Below are 22,378 nucleotides of genomic sequence, written 5' to 3'. Positions count from 1 at the left end.
GAGGTACTTCATGGCCAATACTCTGAAGCTTGAGATTGTCACTCCCGACCGGAAGGTGCTTTCCGAGGACGTGGAATACGTGGGTGCCCCCGGCATCCTCGGTGAGTTCGGCGTACTGCCGAGCCACGTCCCCTTCCTTTCCGCGCTCGGGATAGGCAATCTGCACTACAAACAGGAAGGCAAGGCGCACTATGTCTTCGTCTCGGGCGGATTCGCCGAGGTCAGCAACAACAAGGTGACCATCCTTGCAGAAGTTGCGGAAAAGGCCACCGAGATCGACATTGACCGCGCCCAGAAGGCCCGCGAACGCGCTGAAGAGCGCAACGCACAGGCCAAGGAGAAGATCGACGCTGCCCGCAACCAGGCCGCCCTGCGCAGGGCCATCGCCCGGATGTCCTGCCAGCGCTCCGGCAAGAGCGCAGGCACCTGCTAGTCTGATCCGACCCTACACCCTGATACACCAAAGGGCAGGCCTTCGAGCCTGCCCTTTTCGTTTGCCCACCGATAGGCGACAGTGCCCTGATGCACAGGCGCAGGCGCAAGCCGCCGCGAGTCGCCTGCTGCATTTCACGGTTGTTCTTTCCCGGCCAAGCGGGTAATGAGCCGGAAAAACCGTTCAAACTTTTGCCGACCAATCCGCTTTCGGAGAGCCTATGACCAAACCGAAGATCACCGCCCTGGTTCTTGCCGCGGGCAAGGGCACCCGCATGCACTCGTCCCGGCCCAAGGTGCTGCAGACCCTGCTGGGCGAGCCCATGCTGCGCTATGTCTACGATGCCATCAAACCTCTCTTTGGTCAGGCCGCCATCACGGTGGTGGGCCACGGTAGCGGGCTGGTGGAGCAGGCTTTTCCGGAGATGGCAGGTCAATTCGTGCTCCAGGCGCAGCAGCTCGGCACAGGCCATGCCCTCCAGGTGGCCTGGGACGCGGTCAAGGCCGATGGCACCGACTACTGCCTGGTCATCAACGGCGACACGCCGCTCATCACGGCTGAGGGGCTGGGTCGGCTGGCCGGTCAGGCAGGCTGCTGCGATCTCGCCTTCATGACCATCACCCCGCGCGACACGGCGCAGTTTGGCCGCGTGGTGCGTGACGAGAACCAGCGCATCAGCGCCATTGTCGAAGCCAAGGATTACTGCATGGCCGTTCACGGCCCGGTCACCGGCGAGGTCAACGCAGGCATCTACCTGCTCCGGGTGTCGAGCGTGGACACGCTCCTTGGACAGTTGCGCAACGAGAACAAGAGCGGAGAATACTACGTCACCGACCTGATCGGGCTGGCCGTGGCCAGCGCCATGGCCGTAGAGAGCGTCCAGTGCGGCGACGACATCAGCCTCATGGGCATCAACAGCCCGCGCGAGCTGATCCGGGCCGAGTCCGAGCTGCGCCGCCGGATCGTCGAGGCGCATATCGACCGCGGAGTGCTCATCCACAACCCGGAGACAGTCATCATCGGTCCGCGCGTGGCCGTGGAGCCGGGTGCGGAAATTTTCGGCCATTGCGAGATTTACGGCGCGTCGTCCGTGGCCGCCGGGTCGCGGCTCGGGTCCTATACCCACATCACCGATTCCACCTTTGCGCCCGGCTGCGTGGTGCGCGAGTTCTGCCACATCGAGGGGGCCGAGGTCGGGCCGCAGGCCGTGGTCGGCCCCTATGCCCGGCTCAGGCCCGGCACGGTCCTGCACACCGGGGCCAGGGTGGGCAATTTCGTGGAGATGAAAAAAGCCGTGCTCGGCGAGGGGGCCAAGGCCAGCCATCTTTCCTACCTGGGCGATGCCGAGGTCGGGGCAGGGGCCAATATCGGCGCGGGAACCATCACTTGTAACTATGACGGCAAAAACAAATTCACGACCACCATCGGTCCCGGCGCCTTCATCGGAAGCAACACGGCCCTGGTCGCTCCGGTGACCGTTGGCCGCGATGCGTTGGTCGGGGCCGGTTCCACCATCACCAAGGATGTGCCTGACGAGGGCGGGGCCATAGCCAGGGGCAGACAGGTCAATATCCATCGGCGGCTGAAGAAGTCTTGATTTGTATTGGGTAAGAGGATAGAGAGGTTGTATGGAACTTATTGTCCAACTTGAAGAGCGGTTTAATGGGTTGCTCAACAAGATTAACGAGTTAAGGGAAGAAAACCAGCGCTTGAGGGAGGAAGTCGAGGCCGAGCGGCAAACGCGGCGCGACATTGAATCTCGCATCGATACGCTTTTGGAGAAGATCAAGAGCGAGCTGGAATAACAGCGATAGACGATGCCACGCTACACGTTGAACCTGTTCGGCCTGGATATCTCCTTCAAGACGGATGCGGAAAGCACCCGCATTGAAGCTGCACAGGCTCTGTTGGAAAAACGGTTCAAGGATCTGACCACCGGGGCCGGGGACCTCAGCAAGGAAAAGATGTTGACGTTCCTGCTTTTGAGCCTTGCGGACGACTATCTGGTCGGCGAGGCCAAACTGGCGCGGCTGGAAGAGAAGATCGGAGAGATTTTGGAAAAAAACCTCGAATGATCCGGGCCGATGAGCGGACCGGGTCCGAGGCAGGCAGAGAAATACCCTGGGACGTTAGTGATTGCCAGGAGCGTTTTTGAGCCAATGCTCGTAATACGGGCGAAGGCTCCAGCGTGCTGGTGTGCATGCCCGGTCAGCCGGGAAGCCTGAAGGCGCGCGAGCCATGCCCACCTGGAATAGCCAGGTTCAAAACCAACTGGCGACACGGCCTCCCGGGGCTTTCGCGGTCCGCTGCACGGCGGACCGGCACGGTGACCAAGCCTTTCCTCATCCCTCCCGACATGTGCGTATGCACACTCTCTTTGTGCCCTTGCATCCCAGGCCTCAAGCGCGTTGTTGGCGTCAACAGACCGCCCAAAGTCTGTCAACATAACACAAGGAGAAATCCCCATGTTCATAGAAATCGCCATGATCGGCGCAGGGGCTGGCCTAGGCCTTGGGGCCGGGTTCCTGCTGCAACGATACATATCCGAGAAACAGGTGTCCGACGCGCGCGGGCTGGCCGACCGGATCGTCGAAGAGGCGAGAAAGGAGAGCGAGGCCCTGAAAAAGGAGTCCAGGCTCCAGGCGCAGGACGAGATTTTCAGCCAGAAGAAAGAGCTGGAGCGCGAGTTCAAGGACCGCGAAAACCAGCTCAAGAACGAAGAGAAACGCCTCCAGGGCAAGGAGGAGCGGCTCGACGCCAAGCGCGAGAAGGTCGCAGACAAGGAAGCCCAGGTGGTGGAGCTGGAAAAACAGCTCATCAAGCAGGAAAAACAGCTGGCCGAGCTTGAGGAGGACCTTGAGCAGAAGGCTGGCGAGCACGAGCGCAGGCTCCAGGAAATATCCGGCCTGACGGTGGAGGAGGCCAGGGAAAAACTCCTGGCCGAGATCGAGTCGCGCACCCGGCACGAGGCCGCCAGGATGGTCCGCACCATCGAGATGGAGGCCAAGGAAAACGCCAGCAAGAAGGCGCGCGAAATCCTCTCCCTGGCCCTGCAACGCTACGCGGGCGACTACGCGGGCGAGCAGACGGTCACTGCCGTGACCCTGCCCTCCGAAGACATGAAGGGCCGCATCATAGGCCGCGAAGGGCGCAACATCCGCGCCATCGAGGCGGCCACGGGCGTGGACCTGATCATCGACGACACGCCAGAGACCGTGGTCCTCTCCGCCTTCAGCCCGCTCAAGCGCGAGGTGGCCAAGCAGGCGCTGGAGCGGCTCATCCACGACGGGCGCATCCACCCGGCCCGCATCGAGGAAGTGGTCAAGAAGGTCGAGAGCGAGATGGACACCAAACTCAAGGAGATCGGCGAACAGGCCACCTTTGACGTGGGCGTGCACGGCATCCACCCGGAGCTGGTCAACCTGCTCGGGCGGCTGCACTACCGCACCAGCTTCTCGCAGAACGTGCTCCAGCACTCCATGGAGGTCGCCTTCCTGTGCGGCGTCATGGCCGCCGAGCTGGGCCTCAACGAGAAGGAGGCCAAGCGCGCCGGGCTGCTGCACGACCTGGGCAAGGCCGTGGACCACGAGGTCGAAGGCCCCCACGCCATCATCGGCGCGGACCTGGCCAAGAAGCACGGCGAGTCCAAGGAGATCGTCCATGCCATCGCCGCCCACCACGAGGACACCCCGCCCATGTCCATCCTGGCCAATCTGGTCCAGGCCGCGGACTCCCTCTCGGGCGCGCGCCCCGGCGCACGCAAGGAGCTGCTTGAGAACTATGTCAAGCGGCTTGAGGAGCTGGAAGGGCTGGCCACCAGCTTTGACGGCGTGTCCAAGGCCTACGCCATCCAGGCGGGCCGTGAGATCCGCGTCATGGTCGATTCCGAGCGGGTCGGCGACGAGAGCACCTATGTCTTGTGCAAGGATATCGCCGAGAAGATTGAGAACAACATGACCTATCCCGGCCAGATCCGGGTCACGGTCATCAGGGAAAAACGAGCCGTCGGCTACGCCAAATAGCGCAATGAGCGGCCCGGACTTCGCCAGAGGTCCGGGCCGTGTTTCGTGGCCCTGGGGGGGGCGGCCTGAACTTTGCGTCCGGCCCGATTTATCATGGCGCGGGAACGGATTTTGTGATCAGCAAGGATGGAGGGTCGGGGCATGAACGCCACGCCCCTTGGAGCCAGCCCATGAGCAAGGAAAACAGAGTCGCCGCAGGCGGTGCGCCGCACCTCGACAAGGAGGCGCTGAACAAGTCCATGGAAAAGACCATGAGTCTGTTCCGCGCCGAGATGGGCGACGGCGAGTTCAAGCGCTTCAGCGAACTCATCCAGAGCGAGTTCGGCATCAAGATGCCGCCCACCAAGAAAGTGCTGCTCCAGTCGCGCTTCCAAAAAAGGCTGCGTGCCCTGGGCATGCACTCCTACAAGGAATATTGCGACTACGTTTTTTCCGAGCAGGGGCGGGAGCAGGAGCGCTCGCACCTTGTGGACGTGGTCACCACCAACACCACCCATTTCTTTCGCGAGCCCAAGCACTGGGAGATCATGAACACCATGGTCCTGCCCGAGTTGTGGCAGCGCGGCGTTGGCCGGGTGAAACCCCTGCGGCTCTGGAGCGCGGGCTGCTCCAGCGGCGAGGAGCCGTACACCCTGGCCATGGTCCTGTCCGAGTTCGCGGTCCGCTCCCAGGGCTTTGATTTCGCCATCCTGGCCACGGATATCTCGCGCGAGATCCTCCAAAAGGCCATGCGCGCCGTCTACTCCATTGAGAAGGCCGACGAGATCCCTCAGAACATGAAGAAGAAATACCTGCTCAAAAGCAAGACCAAGCCGCTCATCAAGATCGACGGCGGGTTGCGCGCCAAGGTCAGCTTCCAGCAGCTCAACTTCATGGAGGATTTCCGCATCCAGGAGCCGCAGGACATCATCTTCTGCCGCAACGTGGTCATCTACTTCGACCGTGACACCCAGGTGGTGCTCTTCAACAAGTTCTGCAATCACATCAAGCCGGGCGGCTATCTCTTCATCGGCCATTCCGAGAGCCTCTCCGGCATGCGGTTGCCCATCCGGCAGATCGCGCCCACCGTGTTCCAGAAGATCGGCTGATTCCGCCCCAGGGCCAGGCCCGATCACCGTTTCCCACTCACCACATTCCCTTGGCGCGCCGCGATTGTCACATTCCGGGACTCGTCTTTTGGGCGCGAATCTGCTACCACGCCTTACCCTGCGGGGGAGGAGGAGCATGCGGATTCTGTTTCTTGGCGACATCGTGGGCAGGCCCGGTCGCGCGGTGGTGCGCGAGCAAGTCAGGCGGGTGCGCGAGCAGGCGGGCATTGATCTGGTCTTTGCCAATGGCGAGAACGCCAGCGGCGGCTTCGGCCTCTCGGCCCGCAACGCCTCGGAGCTGTTTGGCGCGGGCATCGACGGCATGACCGGCGGCAACCACACCTGGAAGTTCAGGAACCTCTGGAATCTCCTGGACACGGACGAGCGGCTGCTGCGGCCCCACAATTATCCAGTCGGCGCGCCCGGCTCCGGGGTACGCGTCTTTCGGCGCGAGGGGCGTGCGCCGGTGGCTGTCATCAACCTCCAGGGGCGCACCTTCATGCCGCCGGTGGACTGCCCCTTTGCCGCAGCCGAGGCGGCCCTGGCCGAGCTTGACGACGTGGTCATCCGCATCGTGGATTTTCACGCCGAGGCGTCGGGCGAGAAGCAGGCCCTGGCCTGGTTCCTGGATGGCCGGGTCAGCGCAGTGCTTGGCACCCATACCCATACCCAGACCAACGATGCTGTTGTGCTGCCCGGCGGGACAGCCTATATAACGGACCTGGGCATGTGCGGCCCAATGGGATCGTGCATCGGCATGCGGCCTGAAATCATCATCGACCGCTACCGCACCGGCCTGCCCGGCGTGCTCGAAGTGGCACCGGGCAAAGGGGTTTTACACGGCGCGGTTTTTGACATAGATGATACGACCGGCACGGCGGTTTCCATAGTTCCGTTCCGGCAGGAATAAGCTGCGCGGATGCGGGCCAGATAGTGATATTCGCACGGAAACAATGAGGAATCGATGAACATTTACGACGAATTGAAATGGCGTGGGCTGATCAACCAGGTCTCTGACGAGGAGAAGGTGCGCACCTACCTGTCCAACCAGGGCGCAGTCATGTATTGCGGGTTTGACCCCACCGCCGAAAGCCTGCACGTCGGCAACCTCGTCCCGCTCTTGTGTCTTGCCCGCATGAAGCGCGCCGGACACAATCCCATCTTTCTCCTGGGCGGCGCCACCGGCCTCATCGGCGACCCCTCGGGCAAGGACAAGGAGCGCGAGCTTTCGCGCCGGGAAGACCTTGATGTCCGCTCCGAAAAGATCAAGGGGCAGGTGCGCCGTTTCTTTGAGCGCAACACCGGTGATCGCCCGGAGATCACCAACAACTATATTTGGACCAAGGACCTGACCGCCATCGAGCTGCTGCGCGATGTGGGCAAGTATTTCACGGTCAACTGGATGCTCCAGAAGGAGTCGGTCAAGGGTCGCATCGACCGCGACGATGTGGGCATCTCCTACACCGAGTTCAGCTACATGATCCTCCAGGGGTACGACTACTACCACCTGTTCAAGACCAAGGGGTGCCGGTTGCAGCTCGGTGGCGGCGACCAGTGGGGCAACATCACTGCTGGCTGTGAGCTGGTGCGCAAGAAGTGCGCCCAGGAGGACGGCGAGCAGGAAGAGGTCTTTGCCCTGACCTTCCCGCTGATCACCACGGCCTCGGGCAAGAAGTTCGGCAAGAGCGAGAAGGGCGCCATCTTCCTCAACCCGGACATCACGCCGCCCTACGCCTTTTATCAGTTCTTCATCAACACCGATGACCGCGACGTGATCAAGTTCCTCAAGCTCTTTACCTTTCTGGACCAGGACGAGATCAATGCCCTGGAAAGGGAACTGGCCGAGGCACCACACCTGCGCTCGGCCCAGAAGCGGCTGGCCGAGGAGGTCACGCGCATGGTCCACGGCCAGCCCGAGCTGGACCGCGTCATGGCCGCCACAGAGGCTCTGTTCGGCGAAGGCTCGCTCAAGGGCGTGGACCCGGCCACCCTGCGCGCCGCGCTGGAAACCGCGCCCCACTGCCACTACGCGCCCTCCAACGTGCCCGACCTGCCGCAGATGCTGCTGGACCTCCAACTGGCTGCCTCCAAGGGGCAGGCCCGCAAGGACATCGCGAGCGGCGGCGTCTACATCAACGGCGAGCGGGTCGAGGCCGATCAGGGCGTGGCCGAGGCCGACTTCATCGGCGGCGAGCTGCTGATCATCCGCAAGGGCAAGAAGCACTACGGCCTCGTCACCCGGGGTTGAGCCGGCTCTGACTGCTGCCAAGAGCGCACACAGGGCGGGCCTGCCGGAGTTGTTCCGGCAGGCCCGCTTTTTTTGTCTGGATCGCGGTCCGGTTATTTGCCGGTCAGTACCGTGCCCACGCGCTCCAGGGCGGTGCGCAGGGTATCGTCGTCCACGGCGTAGGAGAAGCGGATGCACGTGTCATCGCCAAAGGCGGAGCCGGGCACCAGGGCCACGCCTGCTTCATCAAGCAGCTTGGCGCACATGGTGGCCGAGTCGGGCGCGTCGGCGGTGTAGAATTGGCCGAGCACCGGGAAGAGGTAGAATGCGCCGTCCGGCTTCGGACACTGCGCGCCCCAGCCGGTGATGATCCCGTAGGCGATGTCGCGGCGGCGGACAAAGGCGCGCTTCATCTCGTCCACGATGTCCCATGAGCCGTTCAGGGCGGTCAGGGCCGCCTTCTGGGCGATGGAGTTGATGTTGGAGGTGGACTGGCCCTGGATCTTGGACAGGGCCTTGATCAGCGTTTCGTGGGCCAGGGCGTAGCCCACGCGCCAGCCGGTCATGCAGAAGGACTTGGAGAGCGCGCCCACGATGGCGATGGTCTCGGGATAAGCCTCCCAGGTCTTGGCCAGGGAGGCGGGCTCTGCCGGGGCGTAGACCAGCCGGTCGTACACCTCGTCGGAGACGATGAAGACTTTTTTTTCGCGCGCCCAGGCCGCGATGGCTTCGAGCTGGACCTGGGTGTAGCAGCAGCCCGTGGGGTTGGAGGGCGAGTTGAGGAGGAGCAGCCGGGTCTTGTCCGTGCGCGCCGCCTCCAGGGCGTCCAGGGTGACGAGGAAGTTCTGGTCCGCGGTGGTGGGCACGAACACGGACACCCCGTCCGCCAGCTGGACCATGGCCGGGTAGCTGACCCAGTAGGGGGCCGGGATGAGCACTTCGTCACCCGGATTGAGCAGGGCCATGAACAGGTTGTAGAGCACCTGCTTGCCGCCGTTGCTGATGATGGTGTTGTCGCCCGTGGCCCTGGCTCCGTAGAACCGGCCATAGTAGGCGGCCACGGCCTCGCGCAGCTCGGGAATGCCCGGCACCGGAGTGTAGCGGGTGAAACCCTCGTCCAGGGCCGCCTTGGCCGCCTCGCAGACGTGCGTCGGGGTGCCGAAATCGGGCTGGCCCACGGCCAGGCTGATGATCTCCCGGCCCTGGGCCTTCAGCGCCTGCGCCTTGGCGTTCACAGCCAGGGTGGCCGATGGCTTGATCCTCTCCAGACGGTCGGAAATACGCATGCAACGCTCTCTTGATTGAAAGGGGTAAGACGGGCAGTTCCCAAGCCCCAATAGACCAAAAAAAAACAGAGGTAAATCCGCTTTTCCCCACCAGGGGAAAAAAGTTGTCCGGAGTGTTGCCCTGTCGGCGGGTTCATGGGGCTGCGCCGGTGTCTGCCCTGAGTCGCCAAGGGGAAAGGAACGCCTGTTTTGCCTGTGGAAACCGTGACCGTTGTCGTTGCCGGTGCGGGAATACGACTGGATTGATGACCGGAAATGCGAGAGGCTGCATTCCGTGTCCGGTGCGCACGGGCGGGGTGTGTCTTCAGGGCCGATTCTTTTGCGAAGGGGGGAGTTGGGTTGCCAGCCGCGCCCCGGAGTACATGCAGCCGCAGCAGCGGGCAGGGAGGATTCATGGAGATACTTTTCAAGATATATGAAGGACTGGACAGAGAGGGGCCGGGCAGCCGGGCCATGACCCAGCGCGCCCTGGCCCTGTGCGCCGGGTTGCCGGAAAGCCCGCGGGTGCTGGAACTTGGGTGCGGTTCAGGCGGGGCGACCCTGGCCCTGGCCGGGCTGACCGGCGGCAGCCTGGTGGCCGTGGACGTGCATCAGCCGTTTCTGGACACCCTGGCCGGACGGGCTGCCGCCGCTGGTCTGGCCCACCGGATCGCGACCGCGAAGGCCGACATGGCTGCCCTGGATTTCGAGCCGGAGAGCTTTGACCTGATCTGGTGCGAGGGCGCGGCCTATATCATGGGTGTGGACCAGGCCATGGAGGAATGGAAACGGTTCCTGCGGCCCGGCGGTTTTCTGGTGTTCAGCGACGCGGTCTGGCTTGCCACTTCCGTCCCTGACGAGGTGCGTGCCTACTGGGCCGAAGAGTACCCTGCCATGCGCACGCCCGCGGACATCGTTAGCGCCGGACAGGCGCTGGGATATGAATCCGTCGGCCACTTTTCTGTGGACCGCGAGTGCTGGGATGCCTTTTACGATGATCTGGAGCGACATCTGGACAAGGTGGAAACGCTTTATGGCGATGACCCGGACGGTCGGGCCGTCATCGACGGCAGTCGGCGCGAGATCAGCCTCTACCGGGCGCATCCCGGCGTGTACGGATACGAGTTCCTCTGCTTCAGGAGGTGATAGACCCGGGCAGCATCCATCCGCCTGCAGCAGGGGTTGCACACACTGCGCGCATCCTGTTTATTTTTTCGCTGGCTGGCAGACTCCTGTTTGTCGTGGGTCGAAAAATGCGATATGGTGTAATTTCGACTGGTTTGCCGAGCGTCGTTGGCCCTGTTGTCGAGTCATGCCCTGAAGTCGCTGATCCGGGATTGCGCATGTCGAACCGCCGCCTTGGTCTGGCCCTGCCGTGGGCCCTGGTCCTGGCCCTGCTGGCCGCGCTGGCGTGGAGCCTGCCCGCTGGCGGGCAGGACCGCCGCGCGGTGAACCGGGTCGGATCCTTCTACGTCACCGAGGCGGAGCAGGCCTGGCTCGATGCCCACAAGGACCTGCGCCTGGGCGTCTGGCTCGGCTCTCCGCCTGTCGTGTTCCGGGGGTCGGACGGGTCCATCCAGGGCATGTCCCCGGCCTATGTGGATATCGTCATACGCAAGCTGGGGCTCACGCCCACACGGGTGCGTGCGTCGAGCTTCCCGGCCTTGTGGGAGCTGGCCAAGGCGGGCGAGGTGGACATGGTGGGCGCGCTGCCGGGCGCGCCGGAGCACGAGAGCGACATGCTCGTGTCCGAGCCGTACCTGCTCCTGCCCATCGTCGTCGCCACTCGGGCCGACTATCCGTTCATCTCCGGGCTCAAGGACTTGTCGGGCAAGGTGGTGGCCGTGGCTGCCGGACACGTTCCGGCCATGCGCATTCCCAGGGACCATCCAGCCATCCAGCTGATGCCTGTCGCCTCCTCCGAGGAGGGGCTGCGCGCCCTGGTCTCGGGCCGGGCCTCGGCCCTTGTGGCGCCCGAGGCCGCCATCGCCTATCTCGCCAGGGAGCGGGGCATTTCCAACATCCGCATCGCGGCCATCACCGAGTATTCCTCGCGCCTGTCCATCGGCGTGCGCAAGGATTGGCCCGTGCTGCTGACCCTGGTCAACCGCGCCCTGGCCTCCATCACCAAGGAGGAGCGCACCGGCATCCGCGACTACTGGACCGTGCTCCATGACAGCCAGTGGGTCGGGCGCCCGCAGGTCTGGCGCATGGTGGGGCTGGTGTTGGCGGGCGCGATGCTGCTGCTGTCGCTGTTTTTCCTGTGGAACCGCCGCCTGACCAGGGAGATCGCGCAGCGCAAGCTGGCCGAGGCCGAGTACCGGCGCGCCCACGAGGCCACCCAGCGGATCATCGAATCCGCAGACATCATCATCGTCGGCCTGGACTACGCGGGCCATGTGCGGCTCTTCAACCGGGCGGGTGAGACCGTCACCGGCTATGCCCGCGACGAGATCCTGGGGCGCAACTGGTTCGAGCTGGTGGTGCCCAAGGAGCGGTTTCCCTTTGTCTGGGACGAGTTCTCGCGGCTGGTCAACGAGGGGCCGCGCGGCGTGGCCGACACTTTTGAAAGCCCCATTCTGACCAAGAGCGGGGAGACGCGGCACATCCTGTGGCGCAACTCCGTAACCGGCGACGATGAGGAGCTGGCCACCATCTCCTACGGCACGGACATCACCAACCGGCTGCACGCCGAGGAAGAGCTGCGGCTGACCCAGTTCGCCGTGGACAATGCGGCCATGGGCGTGTTTCGGGTAAGGCCCTCCGGGCGCATCGTCTACGCCAACCTGACCGGAGCCAGGATGCTCGGCTACACCCGCAGCGAGCTGCGGCGCATGGTGGTGGCCGACGTGACCTCTGCCGTGACCAGGGAAACCTGGCCCGACCTGTGGGCCAGGCTCAAGGAGGATCAGGTGGTCACCCTTGAGTCCGTGGTGCGCGGCAAGGACGAGACCAGCCTCGCCGTGGAGGTCTCGGCCTATCACCTGCTCTTCAAGGGAACCGAGGTGGCCATCGCCTTTGTCTTCGACATCTCGGAGCGCAAGCGGGTCGAGACCCTGCGTGAGGATGTGGAGCGGCTGGTGCGCCACGACCTGCGCTCGCCCACCCTGGCCGTGCAGACCCTCTTCACCCTCTTTGACCGGGCCGACAACCTGACCAGCGACCAGCGCGAACTGCTCGAAAGCGTCAAGCAGGCCAGCCGGAGGATGCTCAACATCATCGACATGTCCCGCGCCCTCTACAAGATGGAGGCAGGCACCTACACCCTCTACCCGGTGCCTGTGGACCTGCTGGCCGTGGCCGAATCTGTGCTCGACGACCTGCGGCCCGTGCTGCGCGCATCAAGCGTATCCATGGCCGTGAACCTTTCCGGCGAACCAGCCGGGCCGGACAACGTCTTCATGGTCCGCTCCGAGGAGCTGCTCTGCTACGCACTCCTCTCCAACCTGATCAAGAACGCGGTCGAGGCCTCGCCCCAAGGCTCCACCGTGACCTTGAACATGCGCGCCGCTGACGAGCACGTCATTACCGTGCACAACGCGGGAGCCATCCCCGAGGCCATCCGCAGCACCTTCTTCGAAAAATACGTCACCGCGGGCAAGCGCCAGGGCACCGGGCTCGGCACCTACACGGCCAAGCTCATCGCCACCACCCTGGGCGGCTCCATCAGCTTCACCACCTCCGAGAGCCAAGGCACCACCATGACCCTCCGGCTGCCTGTACACTAGGATAAGATCTTCATGAAAAAGCTAATCCTATTCTCTCTTCCAATTTCAATTCTAGGCATATTTATTGGAAGTGATGACCCAATTCTACCTTTTCTACAGGGCACCTGGGTAGAACCATTGTTCTATTCATTGAACAATGGAAACTCAATCGTGTTCAACCTGTCTTGTGGGTATGTAGTTTCAATTTTTTTGTGGTATATACTTGTATATTTGCCAGAAGTTAAAAAAAGAAAAATCATAAGGGAAAATATCAGCCAGCGGTATAAGTCATTTAAAGAAAACACGATCTGCAACTTGCTCTATGCAGCAGATAGTCATTCAACAGACTCTAATTTAGTGAACGAGCTATGTGATCACAACCAATTTAAAGAGTACTTCAGCGGTGAAAATATTCAAAGATGGTATGACGCTTTAAATGGATTAGATGAAAACGGCAGGTACATCCGCGATATCCACATAGATCTTAAGTTGCTGTACAAGGATATCGAGTATGTTCTTAATAACATAGATTTTTCAGAGGAAGGCTCACACTCGCTGTTTGTTACATTGCAAGAAAATGTTTTCAAAGCAATAAATTATGCTGACTGCCATTATGATCACGTAAAAAAACTCTCAGCATTTCTGTATACTATTTTGGCGTCGTGGAGCCTAGTAGATGGGAAAATGACAGAAGATATTATACAGAAAATGATTGACCAGATATAAATTATAGGTAGCCGTTATAGGGGCGCATTTTCTTCAATACAAGAACGCCGCTATTGCAAGCCGTGAGTGTCAAATGGCATTCGAGTGCCACAGATTTATTAATCCGTTGGATTGTTCGGAGGCAGTGTCAACTTTATGATCGCAGACGGCTTTTTCGGATGAAGGCCCCTCATTAGCCCATCTGGCTGGCACCACCATGACCGTCCGGCTGCCCCGCTGATTTAAGAGTGATTCCTAGCTTGGCCGCGCCCGCCAGCCCAGGAACGGCGCGGGCTGGCCGCCTTTTTGCCCTCCACCCGCACTTTCAACTGGTCTTTTAGTCGTTCCTTCTGTAGTCTAGACAATCTCTAATTGTGCCGCCTTTTTTTCAGGCTTTTCATATAAAAGTTAAACATTTCAGCTTTTCAGACGAGGTCCGTCCATGTCCAAAACGAAGATGCCCGCCAGCCTGCCCGATCCGATCATCAACGAAAACGCCAAGATAGTCCTGGCCCGGCGCTACCAGAAAAAGGACGCCGAGGGCATTGTCTACGAGACGGTCAAGGAGCTGTTCTGGCGGGTGGCGTCTGCCATCGCGGCCGAGGAGGCCAAGTATGACGGGTCCAGCTGCAAGCCGGCCACCCTGGCGCGCGACTTCTACGACCTGATGACCTCCTACTCCTTTTTGCCCAACTCGCCCACGCTGATGAACGCGGGCACCGGCCTGGGCCAGCTGGCGGCCTGCTTCGTCCTCCCGGTGGCCGATTCCATCGAGGACATCTTTGACGCGGTCAAGCACGCGGCCATGATCCACAAGTCGGGCGGCGGCACCGGCTTCTCCTTCTCGCGGCTGCGGGCCAAGGACTCGGTGGTCGGCTCCACCGGCGGCGTGGCTTCCGGCCCGCTCTCGTTCCTGCGCATCTTCAACTGCGCCACCGAGCAGATCAAGCAGGGCGGCACCCGGCGCGGGGCCAACATGGGCATCCTGCGCGTGGACCATCCCGACATCATGGAATTCATCAAGGCCAAGGAGCGCGACGGCGAGTTGAACAACTTCAACCTCTCCATCGGCCTGACAGAAGCCTTCATGCGCGCTGTGGAGAAAAACGAGGAGTTCGACCTCATGGCCCCCAACTCCGGCCAGGTGGTGGAAAAGCTCAACGCCCGCGAGGTCTTCAACCTCCTGGTCCAGAAGGCGTGGGAGTCCGGCGATCCGGGCATCGTCTTCCTCGACCGCATCAACCGCGACAACCCCACCCCCGCCCTGGGCGAGATCGAGTCCACCAACCCCTGCGGCGAGCAGCCCCTGCTCCCCTACGAGGCCTGCAACCTCGGCTCCATCAACCTCGGCAAGTGCTACGCCAAGGGCAAAAACGGCCACGATTCCGAGGTCAACTGGGACGAGTTGCGCCGCATCATCCACCTCTCGGTCCGCTTTCTCGACAACGTCATCGACGCCTCGGTCTACCCGCTGTCCGAGATCACCGAGATGGTCGGCAAAAACCGCAAGATCGGCCTGGGCGTCATGGGCTGGGCCGACCTGCTCTTCCAGCTCGACATTGCCTACAACTCCCAGACCGCCGTGGACTTGGCCGAGCGCGTCATGAAGTTCATGCGTGACGAGGCGCGCAGCGCGTCCAAACAGCTCGCCGCCGAGCGTGGACCGTTCCCCGCCTATGCAGAGTCCGTGTTCGGCAAGGCCAACCTCGGCCCCTACCGCAACGCCACCACCACCACCATCGCGCCCACCGGTACCCTGTCCATCATCGGCGGCTGCTCCTCGGGCGTGGAGCCGCTCTTTGCCCTCAGCTTTGTGCGCAATGTCATGGACAACGACAAGCTGGTGGAGAGCAACCCCTTCTTCGAGACCGCCCTCAAGCAAGCCGACGCCTACTCCCCAAAACTCATGGAGGAGATCGCCAAGGTGGGGACCATCCGGAAGATGGAACACCTGCCCCATGACCTGCGTCGCGTCTATGTCACCGCCATGGACATCGAGCCCATCTGGCACCTCAAGATGCAGGCCGCCTTCCAGAAATATACTGACAACGCCGTGTCCAAGACCGTCAACCTGCCCGGCTCGGCCACCAGGGAAGACATCTGGGACATCTACTGGAAAGCCTACGAATACGGCTGCAAGGGAGTCACCGTGTACCGTGACGGTTCCAAGACTTCCCAGGTGCTCTGCACCGGCGATGGTGACAAGAAGATGGACGACGCCAAGGCCGGGAAATCCGTGGTCAAGGCCCGGCCCGATGTCATCTACGGCTTTACCCAGAAGATCCCCACCGGCCTGGGCATGCTCTTCCTGACCGTCAACGAGATGGACGGCAAACCCTTTGAAGTCTTTGCCACCATCGGCAAATCAGGCGGCTCCATCACCGCCAAGGCCGAAGCCATTGGTCGCCTCGTCTCCCTGGCCCTGCGCTCCGGGGTCGAGGTCCGCGAAATCGTCGGGCAACTCAAAGGCATCGGCGGCGAAAACCCCAAGTTCATGAAAAAACACCTGGTCAAATCCATCCCCGACGCCATCGCCCACGTCTTCGAATCCCGCTACCTCCAGGGCGACCGCGTGGGCGCGGGCTCCCCGGCCCTGAACAAAGACCTCTGCCCCGAATGCGGCGAACCGCTCGTCTTTGAGGAAGGCTGCCATATCTGCAAGGCCTGCGCCTACACCAAGTGCGGCTAACCCCTTGACCCGAACCTAATGCCTCCGGCGGCCAGGGCGCTGCCCTGGACCCCAAGCGAGCCTCCGGCGGTAAGAGCCGCATACACTGACGCGGGCCTGCCCACCCTTTCGGGATGGACAGGCCCGCGCCATTGCATGCGGCAGGGGGTTTATAAGAGTTTTCGGCAGCAGCTTTTCTCTCCTCATCCAACCGCATCCGCAGTCCTTGCAACCTTCGCGCGTCCCAGCCCTTAAGCCTCCTAAGGCCTAGAAGCTGACAAATCGCAAGCTGCGGCTCTTTCGAATCACGGACGGAGCGAAGCGGAGGACTTGATTCGGGAGCAGCGCGATTTGATCAGATTCTTGGCCGTGGAGTGCAGGCGGCCAAGCTGGAAAGGCCTTTTTCTTCCTATGTGGCCCACCGTCAAGGGAATCTGTGTATAGCCTTTTCCTATTCGTGCTCTCTGGCACCAAGTACCATTCGTTCGGTACAAAATCATTATTGCGCCATTTGGTTCACGCTGTCTAAACAGCCGAAAAACGCCCGCGCAGATTGGTGATTCAGGTTATGAACTTTGATAACAACGGCCCGAAAGACTCAAACGCCATAAAACGATTGCCAGGAGGCGAGCTATGGCTGCAATGGCTTTTTGCGGCACTCCTGTTTTTGCGACAAGCTGGTTGTAACGTTCTTTGATTTTAGGAACTTTTGCCTGCCATATCCAAGCGGATTCGACCAGGAGGCTTCGCAATCGTTTTTGTCCGACAGGAACAAGTCGGCCGCGTGATGATCGCTCACCACTTTGGCGAACCGTCGGCGCAAGACCGAGATACGACACGACCTGTTCATGACACTGAAAACGCTCCGGACGAAAGACCTCCAGCAAAAACGTGGTGGCGACCGTCGGGCCGACGCCGGGGACCGTCCGCAGCCGCTTCATAGCCTCTTCATGCCGTTTTACCATGATCATGGACAGAGTCGCCTCGATCTCTTTTAGCTCCACCTTCTGCCAAGACAACTCGCGCAACAGGCTGTCCAGCGTCAACTTGGCGGCAGGCTCGATTTGAAGAGTCGACAGTCTCCCAACGGCTTGCCCGGACCACTGCGATAGCCCTGGCGGCTCCTCCACGCCGACGTAAAGCAGCAACGACTTGATCCGTAACTTGGCGCGGCGGATGTTGTCGACAATCTGCGACCTGCGGCGAATCAGGCTGCGCTCTCCTTCCTCGGCAGGAGTAGGCACGGCGATCCCCTTAAGCATGCCCTTGGCGGCATAGTCGGCCAGTTTGATACAGTCCAACCGATCTGTCTTTGACCCCGCAACCACAGCACGGGGAACCTTGCTCGGGGCAACCACGCAGCAATCTATGCCAGCCTCTTCCATGGCCCGACATAGCCCAAAACCCGTTGGGCCGGATTCATAAGTGACCTGTGCTATTGGCTGCCCCAATTCGAGCAACGCCAGGACCAAATCATATGGCTTGGCAGGCGCTACCCATGTCTCACAAGCCCCATCCTCGCGACGCACCGCCACATGATAACTGAGTTTGTGAACGTCCACGCCGACGTGAATCTCCCGGCCTTCAAACGCTTCCAGAAAATCGCTGATTCGTGATACTGAATACTTTGCCATGCTGTGCCTCCTGCGGTTCTAAGTTGTCGTTCAAACTCAGACTACCTCAGGTAAGGCCAGCATGGTATTTGGCTACTTTCTTTTGGGCCAGCAAAAGAAAGTAGCCCCGCCGGGAGGGCAATCAAAAAACGTGGAGGAGCGACAGCGACGGCTCTTTGTCTTTTCCTTGCCTTCCCGTCTCAACGCCGCCCCCCCCCTCACCCAACTCCCCATTCCGCCGAAGGCGGTTTCCACTTCTGTTTCCGTCCTCAAGAGGCGCGTTCCCTCTCCCCGACATGCGACCCGAATATCTCCCATGTCTTGAGAAAGGTGGCGTCAAACGTCCTCTTCTCCACATGGGAGCGGGCCTTCTGCCGCATGTACTGTATCCGCTCCGGCGCGTCGATGAGATGGAGGATTGCCCTGAGCAGGGCGTCCGGATCGTCTGCCGGGACAACCAGCCCGGTCTCATTGGGCAGCACATTCTCGCACGGCCCGCCCTTGTCCGTGACAATGACCGGCAACCCCGAAGCCTGCGCCTCCAGCACCACGTTGCCGAAGGTATCCGTGGCCGAGGGAAACACGAACAGGTCCGAGCTGGCATAGGCCTGGGCCAGGGCCTCGCCCTTGAGCACCCCGGTAAAGGTGGCTGGCGCGCCCCGGAGCCTGCGCTTCATCTCGTCGAGATACGGCCCGTCGCCGACCACGATGAGCTGGAGCCCGTCGCGCATCCGGGACGCCTTGAGAAACGCCTCCACCAGCACCTCAAGCCCCTTTTCGCGCGACACGCGGCCCACGTAGAGGAGCTTGGTCCGGCCTTCCACCGCGTACTGGACAAAGTACCCGTTGCGCTTGGCCGGGTGAAAGCGGTCGGTATCCACCCCGCGCGGGTAGGTGACGATCTTGTGTGGGTCGATGCCGTGGTCGGCCAGCTCGAACCGGGTCGATTCGCTGGGCGCGTAGATGATCTGCATCTGGTTGTAGAACCAGCTCATGTATCGCCAGCAGCCGTCTTCCAGGGCCGAGTCGCCGGTCAGGGTACCCACGTACTCGGGGAAGGCGGTGTGGTAGGTGCCGTGAAAGGGCAGCTTGAGGATGCGGGAGATGGCCAGCGCGGCCAGTCCCACGGGGCCGGGCGTGGCCGCCAGGATGCAGTCGTACTCCTGCTCGAAGCAGTGGGTGAGCATGTCCAGAAAGGGCGGGTAGGCCAGCTCGATGCCGGGGTATTCCGGGATGGAGAACCGGCCCACCGGGGCGAAACTGACTGCGCCGGGGATGTCGGCGCTGGCCCCGCAGGTGATGACGGTCATGTCCTTGCCGTGGCGGGCGACCATGGCCAGTTGCTGGCGGATGGTCCGGGCCACGCCGTTGATCTCGTCAAAGGTGTCGGTGAAGTGGGCGATCTTGAGATTTTTGGCGTCGCGTTTGCCCGCCTTGGGCCGAAACCGGGCCAGGCATTCGCGCGAGAACTTGCGCTCGCTGGCGAACAGGTCGTAGCCGACGAAATACGGTGCCAGCAGGGCATAGAGCGATCCGGCGGAGCCGATGGAGTGGAACACGTCGAACAGGTTGGCGCCCAGGGCCGCGTTCAGGGTGCGGTCCGCGAACTGGGCCAGCACGCGGTTGGCGGCCAGGGACACGAACCTGGACCATTCCCGCTCCAGGGTCAGGATGTCGATGATCTCGCCTTTGGCGATGCGCATCAGGTCGGGATCGCCGGCAATGATGTCGCCCGCTTCCTTGAGCAGCATATCCTGCACGGATTTGCTCGGCCCGTATTCCCGGTGCAGCGAGGCCTTGCCCCGGCCTATGAGGCGCAGGAAGCGGTCCACCAGGGAGCCGCCCCCGGTGCGGTCGGGCGACAGGGCGTGCTTGACGAAGCGGAAGCACAGGTGCTCGCTGGCCGCGTGGCTCATGGCCCCGATGCGCGAGCGGTAGAAGCCGTAGCCGATGCCGTAGAGGTTGTGGGCCATGGTCCGGGGCGTGGCCGACGAGCCGCCGGGCCGGGCCGAGTGGTCGCGCACCCCGGCCAGCGCGGCCTTGACCGACGCCGTGCCGGCAAAGGTGGTGTGCATGCGCGCGATGTTGAGCGAGCTGTGGTCGTCGGACCCGCCGATGAGCCCCTTGCGCCAGGGGGTTTGTCCGTGGGGCGCGATGCCGTGGGTGTTGGCCAGCCGTTCCATGTCCGTAAGGGTCAGCCGGGCCAGGATGTCGCGCAGCACCTGGTTCTGGCGCGCATCGCGGGTGCCGTTCTCCTCGAACACGTCGAACAGGAGCAGGGATTGCTCGAAATGGGCCGGGGTCAGCCGGTCGTTGACCGCGAAGAGCGGGTGGGCCAGCACGTGGGTGATGTCCTGGCCGCGCAGATAGCCCACCAGATCAAAGACGTTTTCGCGGACATGCTGGATGTCCTCGTGCTGGGCCTCGGTGATGTCGTAGGCCAGGACGTGCAGCTTGCACCGGTCTTCGGGAAAGTAGGTGGTGATCTCCTCGCTGACGAACGTGCCGGGAAGCCCGGCGATCTCCAGGCTGCCGCTGATGGTGTTGTGATCAGTGATGGTCACCAGGTCCATGCCGCGTTCGCGGGCTATGGCGTAGAGGGTGGCTGGCTCGGTGAAGCTTTCAGGGCAGCCGATCTTTTGCAGGAGCCACTGCGAGGGGCGTGTGGAGAACTTCGAGTGGACGTGCATGTCCACCCTGAACCGGGAATCAGCCATGGTGTGGCCTCGCTCTGTTTGGTCCGGTCGCTCAGGCGCAGCGGGCGTGATCTTCTTCCTCGGCGGCAGACTGGCAGACGATGCACAACCGGGCCGAGGGGTTGGCCTTGAGCCGGGCCAGCCCGATGGGGTCGCCGCATTCGTCGCAGGTGCCGTAGTCGGTCTCGCGCAGCCGTTTGATGGCGCACTCGTATTCTTTGATGCGGGCCATGCGGCGGCGCTGCATGGCCAGGTTCACCCCCTGCTGCGCGAGCTGGGTGGCGAAGTCGGTTTCGTCGGGGCAGTTCTCGACCGCAAAGGTCTCGGCTGCCTCCTGCACGGTCAGGCTGCTCAGTCCGTTCAACAGATGGTCCTTGATCTCGCGGCGTTGCGTTTCGGTCATGGTTTCCTCCGGAGGATGAGAGTGATGATGGCTTTCTCTACCCCTGCGCCCCCTGGGGTGATTGACGCTTTGGTGACGGCGGGCCGACGATTCCGCATCGAATGGATGCGTGTCCCCATGGACGAAACGGGAAAACGGCGATACCCTGCGGGCATGAAATGGATGTTTGTACTTTTCGCTCTGCTGGCCGGGGCGGGAATGCCCCTGCAGGCGGGCATCAATCTGCGTTTGAGGCATGCGTTGGGCGAGCCGGTCGTGGCCGCGCTGGTGTCGTTTGCGGTGGGAACCGTGTGCCTGCTGGCCTATGTGGTGGCGGCCAGGGTGGAGTTGCCGCCTGCGGGCGTGGCCGCCGGGGTGCCCTGGTGGGCGTGGACGGGCGGCGCGCTCGGCGCGTTTTTCGTCTTTGCCACCATTGTCCTGGCCGGGCAGCTCGGCGCGGCCACCACCATGGCCTGGCTTCTGGCCGGGCAGTTCCTGGCCGCCCTGATCCTCGACCACTTCGGGCTGGTCAGTTTCGCCCTGCGCGAGGTCACCTGGCCGCGCGTGGCGGGCGTGGCCCTGATCATCGCGGGCGCGGTGCTGGTCAACAAGTATTAGACGGCGCGAGCCGACCGGACAGGGGCGGGCCGAGCCCATGTCCTGGTGCCCCATGGAGGAACCCATGCCTTTTGCCAAGGATCTGGCTTCGGTCTGCCGGATGATCAAGATCGAGCATTCGGTGTTTGCCCTGCCCTTTGCCTATGCCGGGGCCTTTCTGGCCGCCGGGGGATGGCCGGGGCTGTGGAACATGACCGTCCTGACCGTGGCCATGGTGGCGGTGCGTTCCTTTGCCATGGCCTTCAACCGCTACGCCGACCTGGACATCGACAGCGACAATCCGAGAACCCAGGGGCGGCCCCTGGTCACGGGCGAGCTGTCCACCCGGTTCACCCTGCTCTTTATCGTCGCCACGGCCCTGATCTTCGTGGCCGCCTGCGCGCTGATGAACCCGCTGTGCCTGCTGCTCTCGCCCGTGGCGCTCGGACTGTCCGCCTTTTACAGCTTTTGCAAGCGGCTGACGCGGTGGTGCCATTTCGTGCTCGGCGCGGTGCTGGGGCTGGCCCCGGTGGCGGGCTGGCTGTGCGTGGACCCGGTCCTGACCCTGCCTGCCGCGCTGCTCTTCTTCGGCGTGACCTTCTGGGTGGCCGGGTTCGACATCCTCTATGCCTGCCAGGATGCGGAGTTTGATCTGGGACGCGGGCTGCACTCCATGCCCTCCCGGCTCGGCGTGGCCTGCGCGCTGGAGGTTTCCACCATGAGCCATGTGGTGACCGGGGTGTTCTTCATCCTGGCCGGATGGAGCGCGGGCCTTTCCTGGCCCTACTTTTTCGTGGCCCTGGCCGTCTGGCTGACGCTCATGTTCGAGCACCGGCTGGTGCGGGCCGATGACCTGAGCCGGGTCAATGTAGCCTTCTTCACCCTCAACGGGGTCATTGCCGTGGCACTTTTCTTTGGCGTGCTCCTTGATATGTTCCTTGCGGGCTGATAGCCAGAGTGGGAGCGTAAACCCGT

The 22,378-nt window shown here is 62.3% G+C and carries 18 protein-coding genes and 1 other RNA gene; 15 read left to right on the top strand and 4 right to left on the bottom strand.

Annotation, left to right across the window (positions count from 1 at the left end):
* The first annotated feature begins 10 nt into the window (after positions 1-10).
* The 9 genes from DAES_RS15580 to tyrS all read left to right on the top strand — a co-directional run bounded on the left by DAES_RS15580 (position 11) and on the right by tyrS (position 7,791).
* Positions 11-433 (top strand): F0F1 ATP synthase subunit epsilon, encoded by a 423-nt coding sequence (locus DAES_RS15580; RefSeq protein WP_013516001.1) that lies wholly within the window; start codon positions 11-13, stop codon positions 431-433.
* A 220-nt stretch (positions 434-653) separates the two neighbouring features.
* A complete protein-coding gene (gene glmU, locus DAES_RS15575) occupies positions 654-2,030 on the top strand; it encodes a bifunctional UDP-N-acetylglucosamine diphosphorylase/glucosamine-1-phosphate N-acetyltransferase GlmU (protein WP_013516000.1) in 1,377 nt (458 codons plus the stop codon).
* Positions 2,031-2,061: 31 nt separating this feature from the next.
* Positions 2,062-2,238 (top strand): hypothetical protein, encoded by a 177-nt coding sequence (locus DAES_RS17830; protein ID WP_013515999.1) that lies wholly within the window; start codon positions 2,062-2,064, stop codon positions 2,236-2,238.
* Between the two features lie 12 nt (positions 2,239-2,250).
* Positions 2,251-2,508 carry a cell division protein ZapA gene (locus DAES_RS15570; protein ID WP_013515998.1) on the top strand — a complete coding sequence of 86 codons (258 nt, stop codon included), beginning with the start codon at positions 2,251-2,253 and terminating at the stop codon, positions 2,506-2,508.
* Positions 2,509-2,548: 40 nt separating this feature from the next.
* Positions 2,549-2,731, top strand: a non-coding RNA gene (gene ssrS, locus DAES_RS17450) — 6S RNA.
* Positions 2,732-2,898: 167 nt separating this feature from the next.
* Positions 2,899-4,455, top strand: a complete 1,557-nt coding sequence (gene rny / locus DAES_RS15565) for a ribonuclease Y (protein ID WP_013515997.1) — start codon at positions 2,899-2,901, stop codon at positions 4,453-4,455.
* Between the two features lie 170 nt (positions 4,456-4,625).
* On the top strand, positions 4,626-5,543 hold the full coding sequence (locus DAES_RS15560; protein ID WP_013515996.1) for a CheR family methyltransferase: 918 nt from the start codon (positions 4,626-4,628) through the stop codon (positions 5,541-5,543).
* A gap of 136 nt (positions 5,544-5,679) precedes the next feature.
* Positions 5,680-6,453: a TIGR00282 family metallophosphoesterase gene (locus tag DAES_RS15555; protein WP_013515995.1), complete on the top strand. Its 774-nt coding sequence runs from the start codon at positions 5,680-5,682 to the stop codon at positions 6,451-6,453.
* Between the two features lie 54 nt (positions 6,454-6,507).
* Positions 6,508-7,791, top strand: coding sequence for a tyrosine--tRNA ligase (tyrS, locus tag DAES_RS15550; protein WP_013515994.1), 1,284 nt, complete (start codon positions 6,508-6,510; stop codon positions 7,789-7,791).
* Between the two features lie 92 nt (positions 7,792-7,883).
* On the opposite strand, the gene DAES_RS15545 is transcribed toward tyrS, so the two are convergent.
* Positions 7,884-9,056 carry a pyridoxal phosphate-dependent aminotransferase gene (locus tag DAES_RS15545; RefSeq protein WP_013515993.1) on the bottom strand — a complete coding sequence of 391 codons (1,173 nt, stop codon included), beginning with the start codon at positions 9,054-9,056 and terminating at the stop codon, positions 7,884-7,886.
* Between the two features lie 393 nt (positions 9,057-9,449).
* On the opposite strand from DAES_RS15545, the gene DAES_RS15540 reads away from it, so the two are divergent.
* The 4 genes from DAES_RS15540 to DAES_RS15525 all read left to right on the top strand — a co-directional run bounded on the left by DAES_RS15540 (position 9,450) and on the right by DAES_RS15525 (position 16,136).
* Positions 9,450-10,181, top strand: coding sequence for a class I SAM-dependent methyltransferase (locus tag DAES_RS15540; protein ID WP_013515992.1), 732 nt, complete (start codon positions 9,450-9,452; stop codon positions 10,179-10,181).
* Positions 10,182-10,378: 197 nt separating this feature from the next.
* Entirely contained in the window at positions 10,379-12,763 is a 2,385-nt protein-coding gene (locus DAES_RS15535) for a PAS domain S-box protein (RefSeq protein ID WP_013515991.1), read from the top strand.
* A gap of 12 nt (positions 12,764-12,775) precedes the next feature.
* Positions 12,776-13,468, top strand: coding sequence for a hypothetical protein (locus DAES_RS17710; protein WP_013515990.1), 693 nt, complete (start codon positions 12,776-12,778; stop codon positions 13,466-13,468).
* 421 nt (positions 13,469-13,889) lie between these two features.
* On the top strand, positions 13,890-16,136 hold the full coding sequence (locus tag DAES_RS15525) for a vitamin B12-dependent ribonucleotide reductase (RefSeq protein WP_013515989.1): 2,247 nt from the start codon (positions 13,890-13,892) through the stop codon (positions 16,134-16,136).
* Between the two features lie 545 nt (positions 16,137-16,681).
* Here the strand turns inward: DAES_RS15525 and DAES_RS15520 are convergent.
* From DAES_RS15520 to DAES_RS15510, 3 genes are all read right to left on the bottom strand, one after another.
* The gene (locus tag DAES_RS15520) at positions 16,682-17,749 is read right to left on the bottom strand and encodes an IS110 family RNA-guided transposase (RefSeq protein ID WP_013515988.1); all 1,068 of its coding nucleotides are present in this window, start codon (positions 17,747-17,749) and stop codon (positions 16,682-16,684) included.
* Between the two features lie 248 nt (positions 17,750-17,997).
* Entirely contained in the window at positions 17,998-20,445 is a 2,448-nt protein-coding gene (locus DAES_RS15515; RefSeq protein WP_013515987.1) for a glycosyltransferase, read from the bottom strand.
* 31 nt (positions 20,446-20,476) lie between these two features.
* Complete coding sequence (locus DAES_RS15510) at positions 20,477-20,827, bottom strand: TraR/DksA family transcriptional regulator (RefSeq protein WP_013515986.1); 351 nt, start codon at positions 20,825-20,827, stop codon at positions 20,477-20,479.
* 162 nt (positions 20,828-20,989) lie between these two features.
* Between DAES_RS15510 and DAES_RS15505 the strand changes: the two genes are divergently transcribed.
* Positions 20,990-21,424 carry a DMT family transporter gene (locus DAES_RS15505; protein ID WP_236608423.1) on the top strand — a complete coding sequence of 145 codons (435 nt, stop codon included), beginning with the start codon at positions 20,990-20,992 and terminating at the stop codon, positions 21,422-21,424.
* Between the two features lie 64 nt (positions 21,425-21,488).
* Entirely contained in the window at positions 21,489-22,352 is an 864-nt protein-coding gene (locus tag DAES_RS15500) for a 4-hydroxybenzoate octaprenyltransferase (protein WP_013515984.1), read from the top strand.
* Positions 22,353-22,378 lie beyond the last annotated feature (26 nt).

Source organism: Pseudodesulfovibrio aespoeensis Aspo-2, assembly GCF_000176915.2.
GTDB classification, from domain to species: Bacteria; Desulfobacterota; Desulfovibrionia; order Desulfovibrionales; family Desulfovibrionaceae; genus Pseudodesulfovibrio; species Pseudodesulfovibrio aespoeensis.
This window is presented reverse-complemented; position numbering and strand designations above follow the sequence as displayed.

Excerpts from the sequence above, each read along its gene's own strand:
- DAES_RS15580 (WP_013516001.1), top strand. The coding sequence starts at position 11 with ATGGCCAATACTCTGAAGCTTGAGATTGTCACTCCCGACCGGAAGGTG.
- glmU (WP_013516000.1), top strand. The coding sequence starts at position 654 with ATGACCAAACCGAAGATCACCGCCCTGGTTCTTGCCGCGGGCAAGGGC.
- DAES_RS17830 (WP_013515999.1), top strand. The coding sequence starts at position 2,062 with ATGGAACTTATTGTCCAACTTGAAGAGCGGTTTAATGGGTTGCTCAAC.
- DAES_RS15570 (WP_013515998.1), top strand. The coding sequence starts at position 2,251 with ATGCCACGCTACACGTTGAACCTGTTCGGCCTGGATATCTCCTTCAAG.
- rny (WP_013515997.1), top strand. The coding sequence starts at position 2,899 with ATGTTCATAGAAATCGCCATGATCGGCGCAGGGGCTGGCCTAGGCCTT.
- DAES_RS15560 (WP_013515996.1), top strand. The coding sequence starts at position 4,626 with ATGAGCAAGGAAAACAGAGTCGCCGCAGGCGGTGCGCCGCACCTCGAC.
- DAES_RS15555 (WP_013515995.1), top strand. The coding sequence starts at position 5,680 with ATGCGGATTCTGTTTCTTGGCGACATCGTGGGCAGGCCCGGTCGCGCG.
- tyrS (WP_013515994.1), top strand. The coding sequence starts at position 6,508 with ATGAACATTTACGACGAATTGAAATGGCGTGGGCTGATCAACCAGGTC.
- DAES_RS15545 (WP_013515993.1), bottom strand. The coding sequence starts at position 9,056 with ATGCGTATTTCCGACCGTCTGGAGAGGATCAAGCCATCGGCCACCCTG.
- DAES_RS15540 (WP_013515992.1), top strand. The coding sequence starts at position 9,450 with ATGGAGATACTTTTCAAGATATATGAAGGACTGGACAGAGAGGGGCCG.
- DAES_RS15535 (WP_013515991.1), top strand. The coding sequence starts at position 10,379 with ATGTCGAACCGCCGCCTTGGTCTGGCCCTGCCGTGGGCCCTGGTCCTG.
- DAES_RS17710 (WP_013515990.1), top strand. The coding sequence starts at position 12,776 with ATGAAAAAGCTAATCCTATTCTCTCTTCCAATTTCAATTCTAGGCATA.
- DAES_RS15525 (WP_013515989.1), top strand. The coding sequence starts at position 13,890 with ATGTCCAAAACGAAGATGCCCGCCAGCCTGCCCGATCCGATCATCAAC.
- DAES_RS15520 (WP_013515988.1), bottom strand. The coding sequence starts at position 17,749 with ATGGCAAAGTATTCAGTATCACGAATCAGCGATTTTCTGGAAGCGTTT.
- DAES_RS15515 (WP_013515987.1), bottom strand. The coding sequence starts at position 20,445 with ATGGCTGATTCCCGGTTCAGGGTGGACATGCACGTCCACTCGAAGTTC.
- DAES_RS15510 (WP_013515986.1), bottom strand. The coding sequence starts at position 20,827 with ATGACCGAAACGCAACGCCGCGAGATCAAGGACCATCTGTTGAACGGA.
- DAES_RS15505 (WP_236608423.1), top strand. The coding sequence starts at position 20,990 with ATGTTTGTACTTTTCGCTCTGCTGGCCGGGGCGGGAATGCCCCTGCAG.
- DAES_RS15500 (WP_013515984.1), top strand. The coding sequence starts at position 21,489 with ATGCCTTTTGCCAAGGATCTGGCTTCGGTCTGCCGGATGATCAAGATC.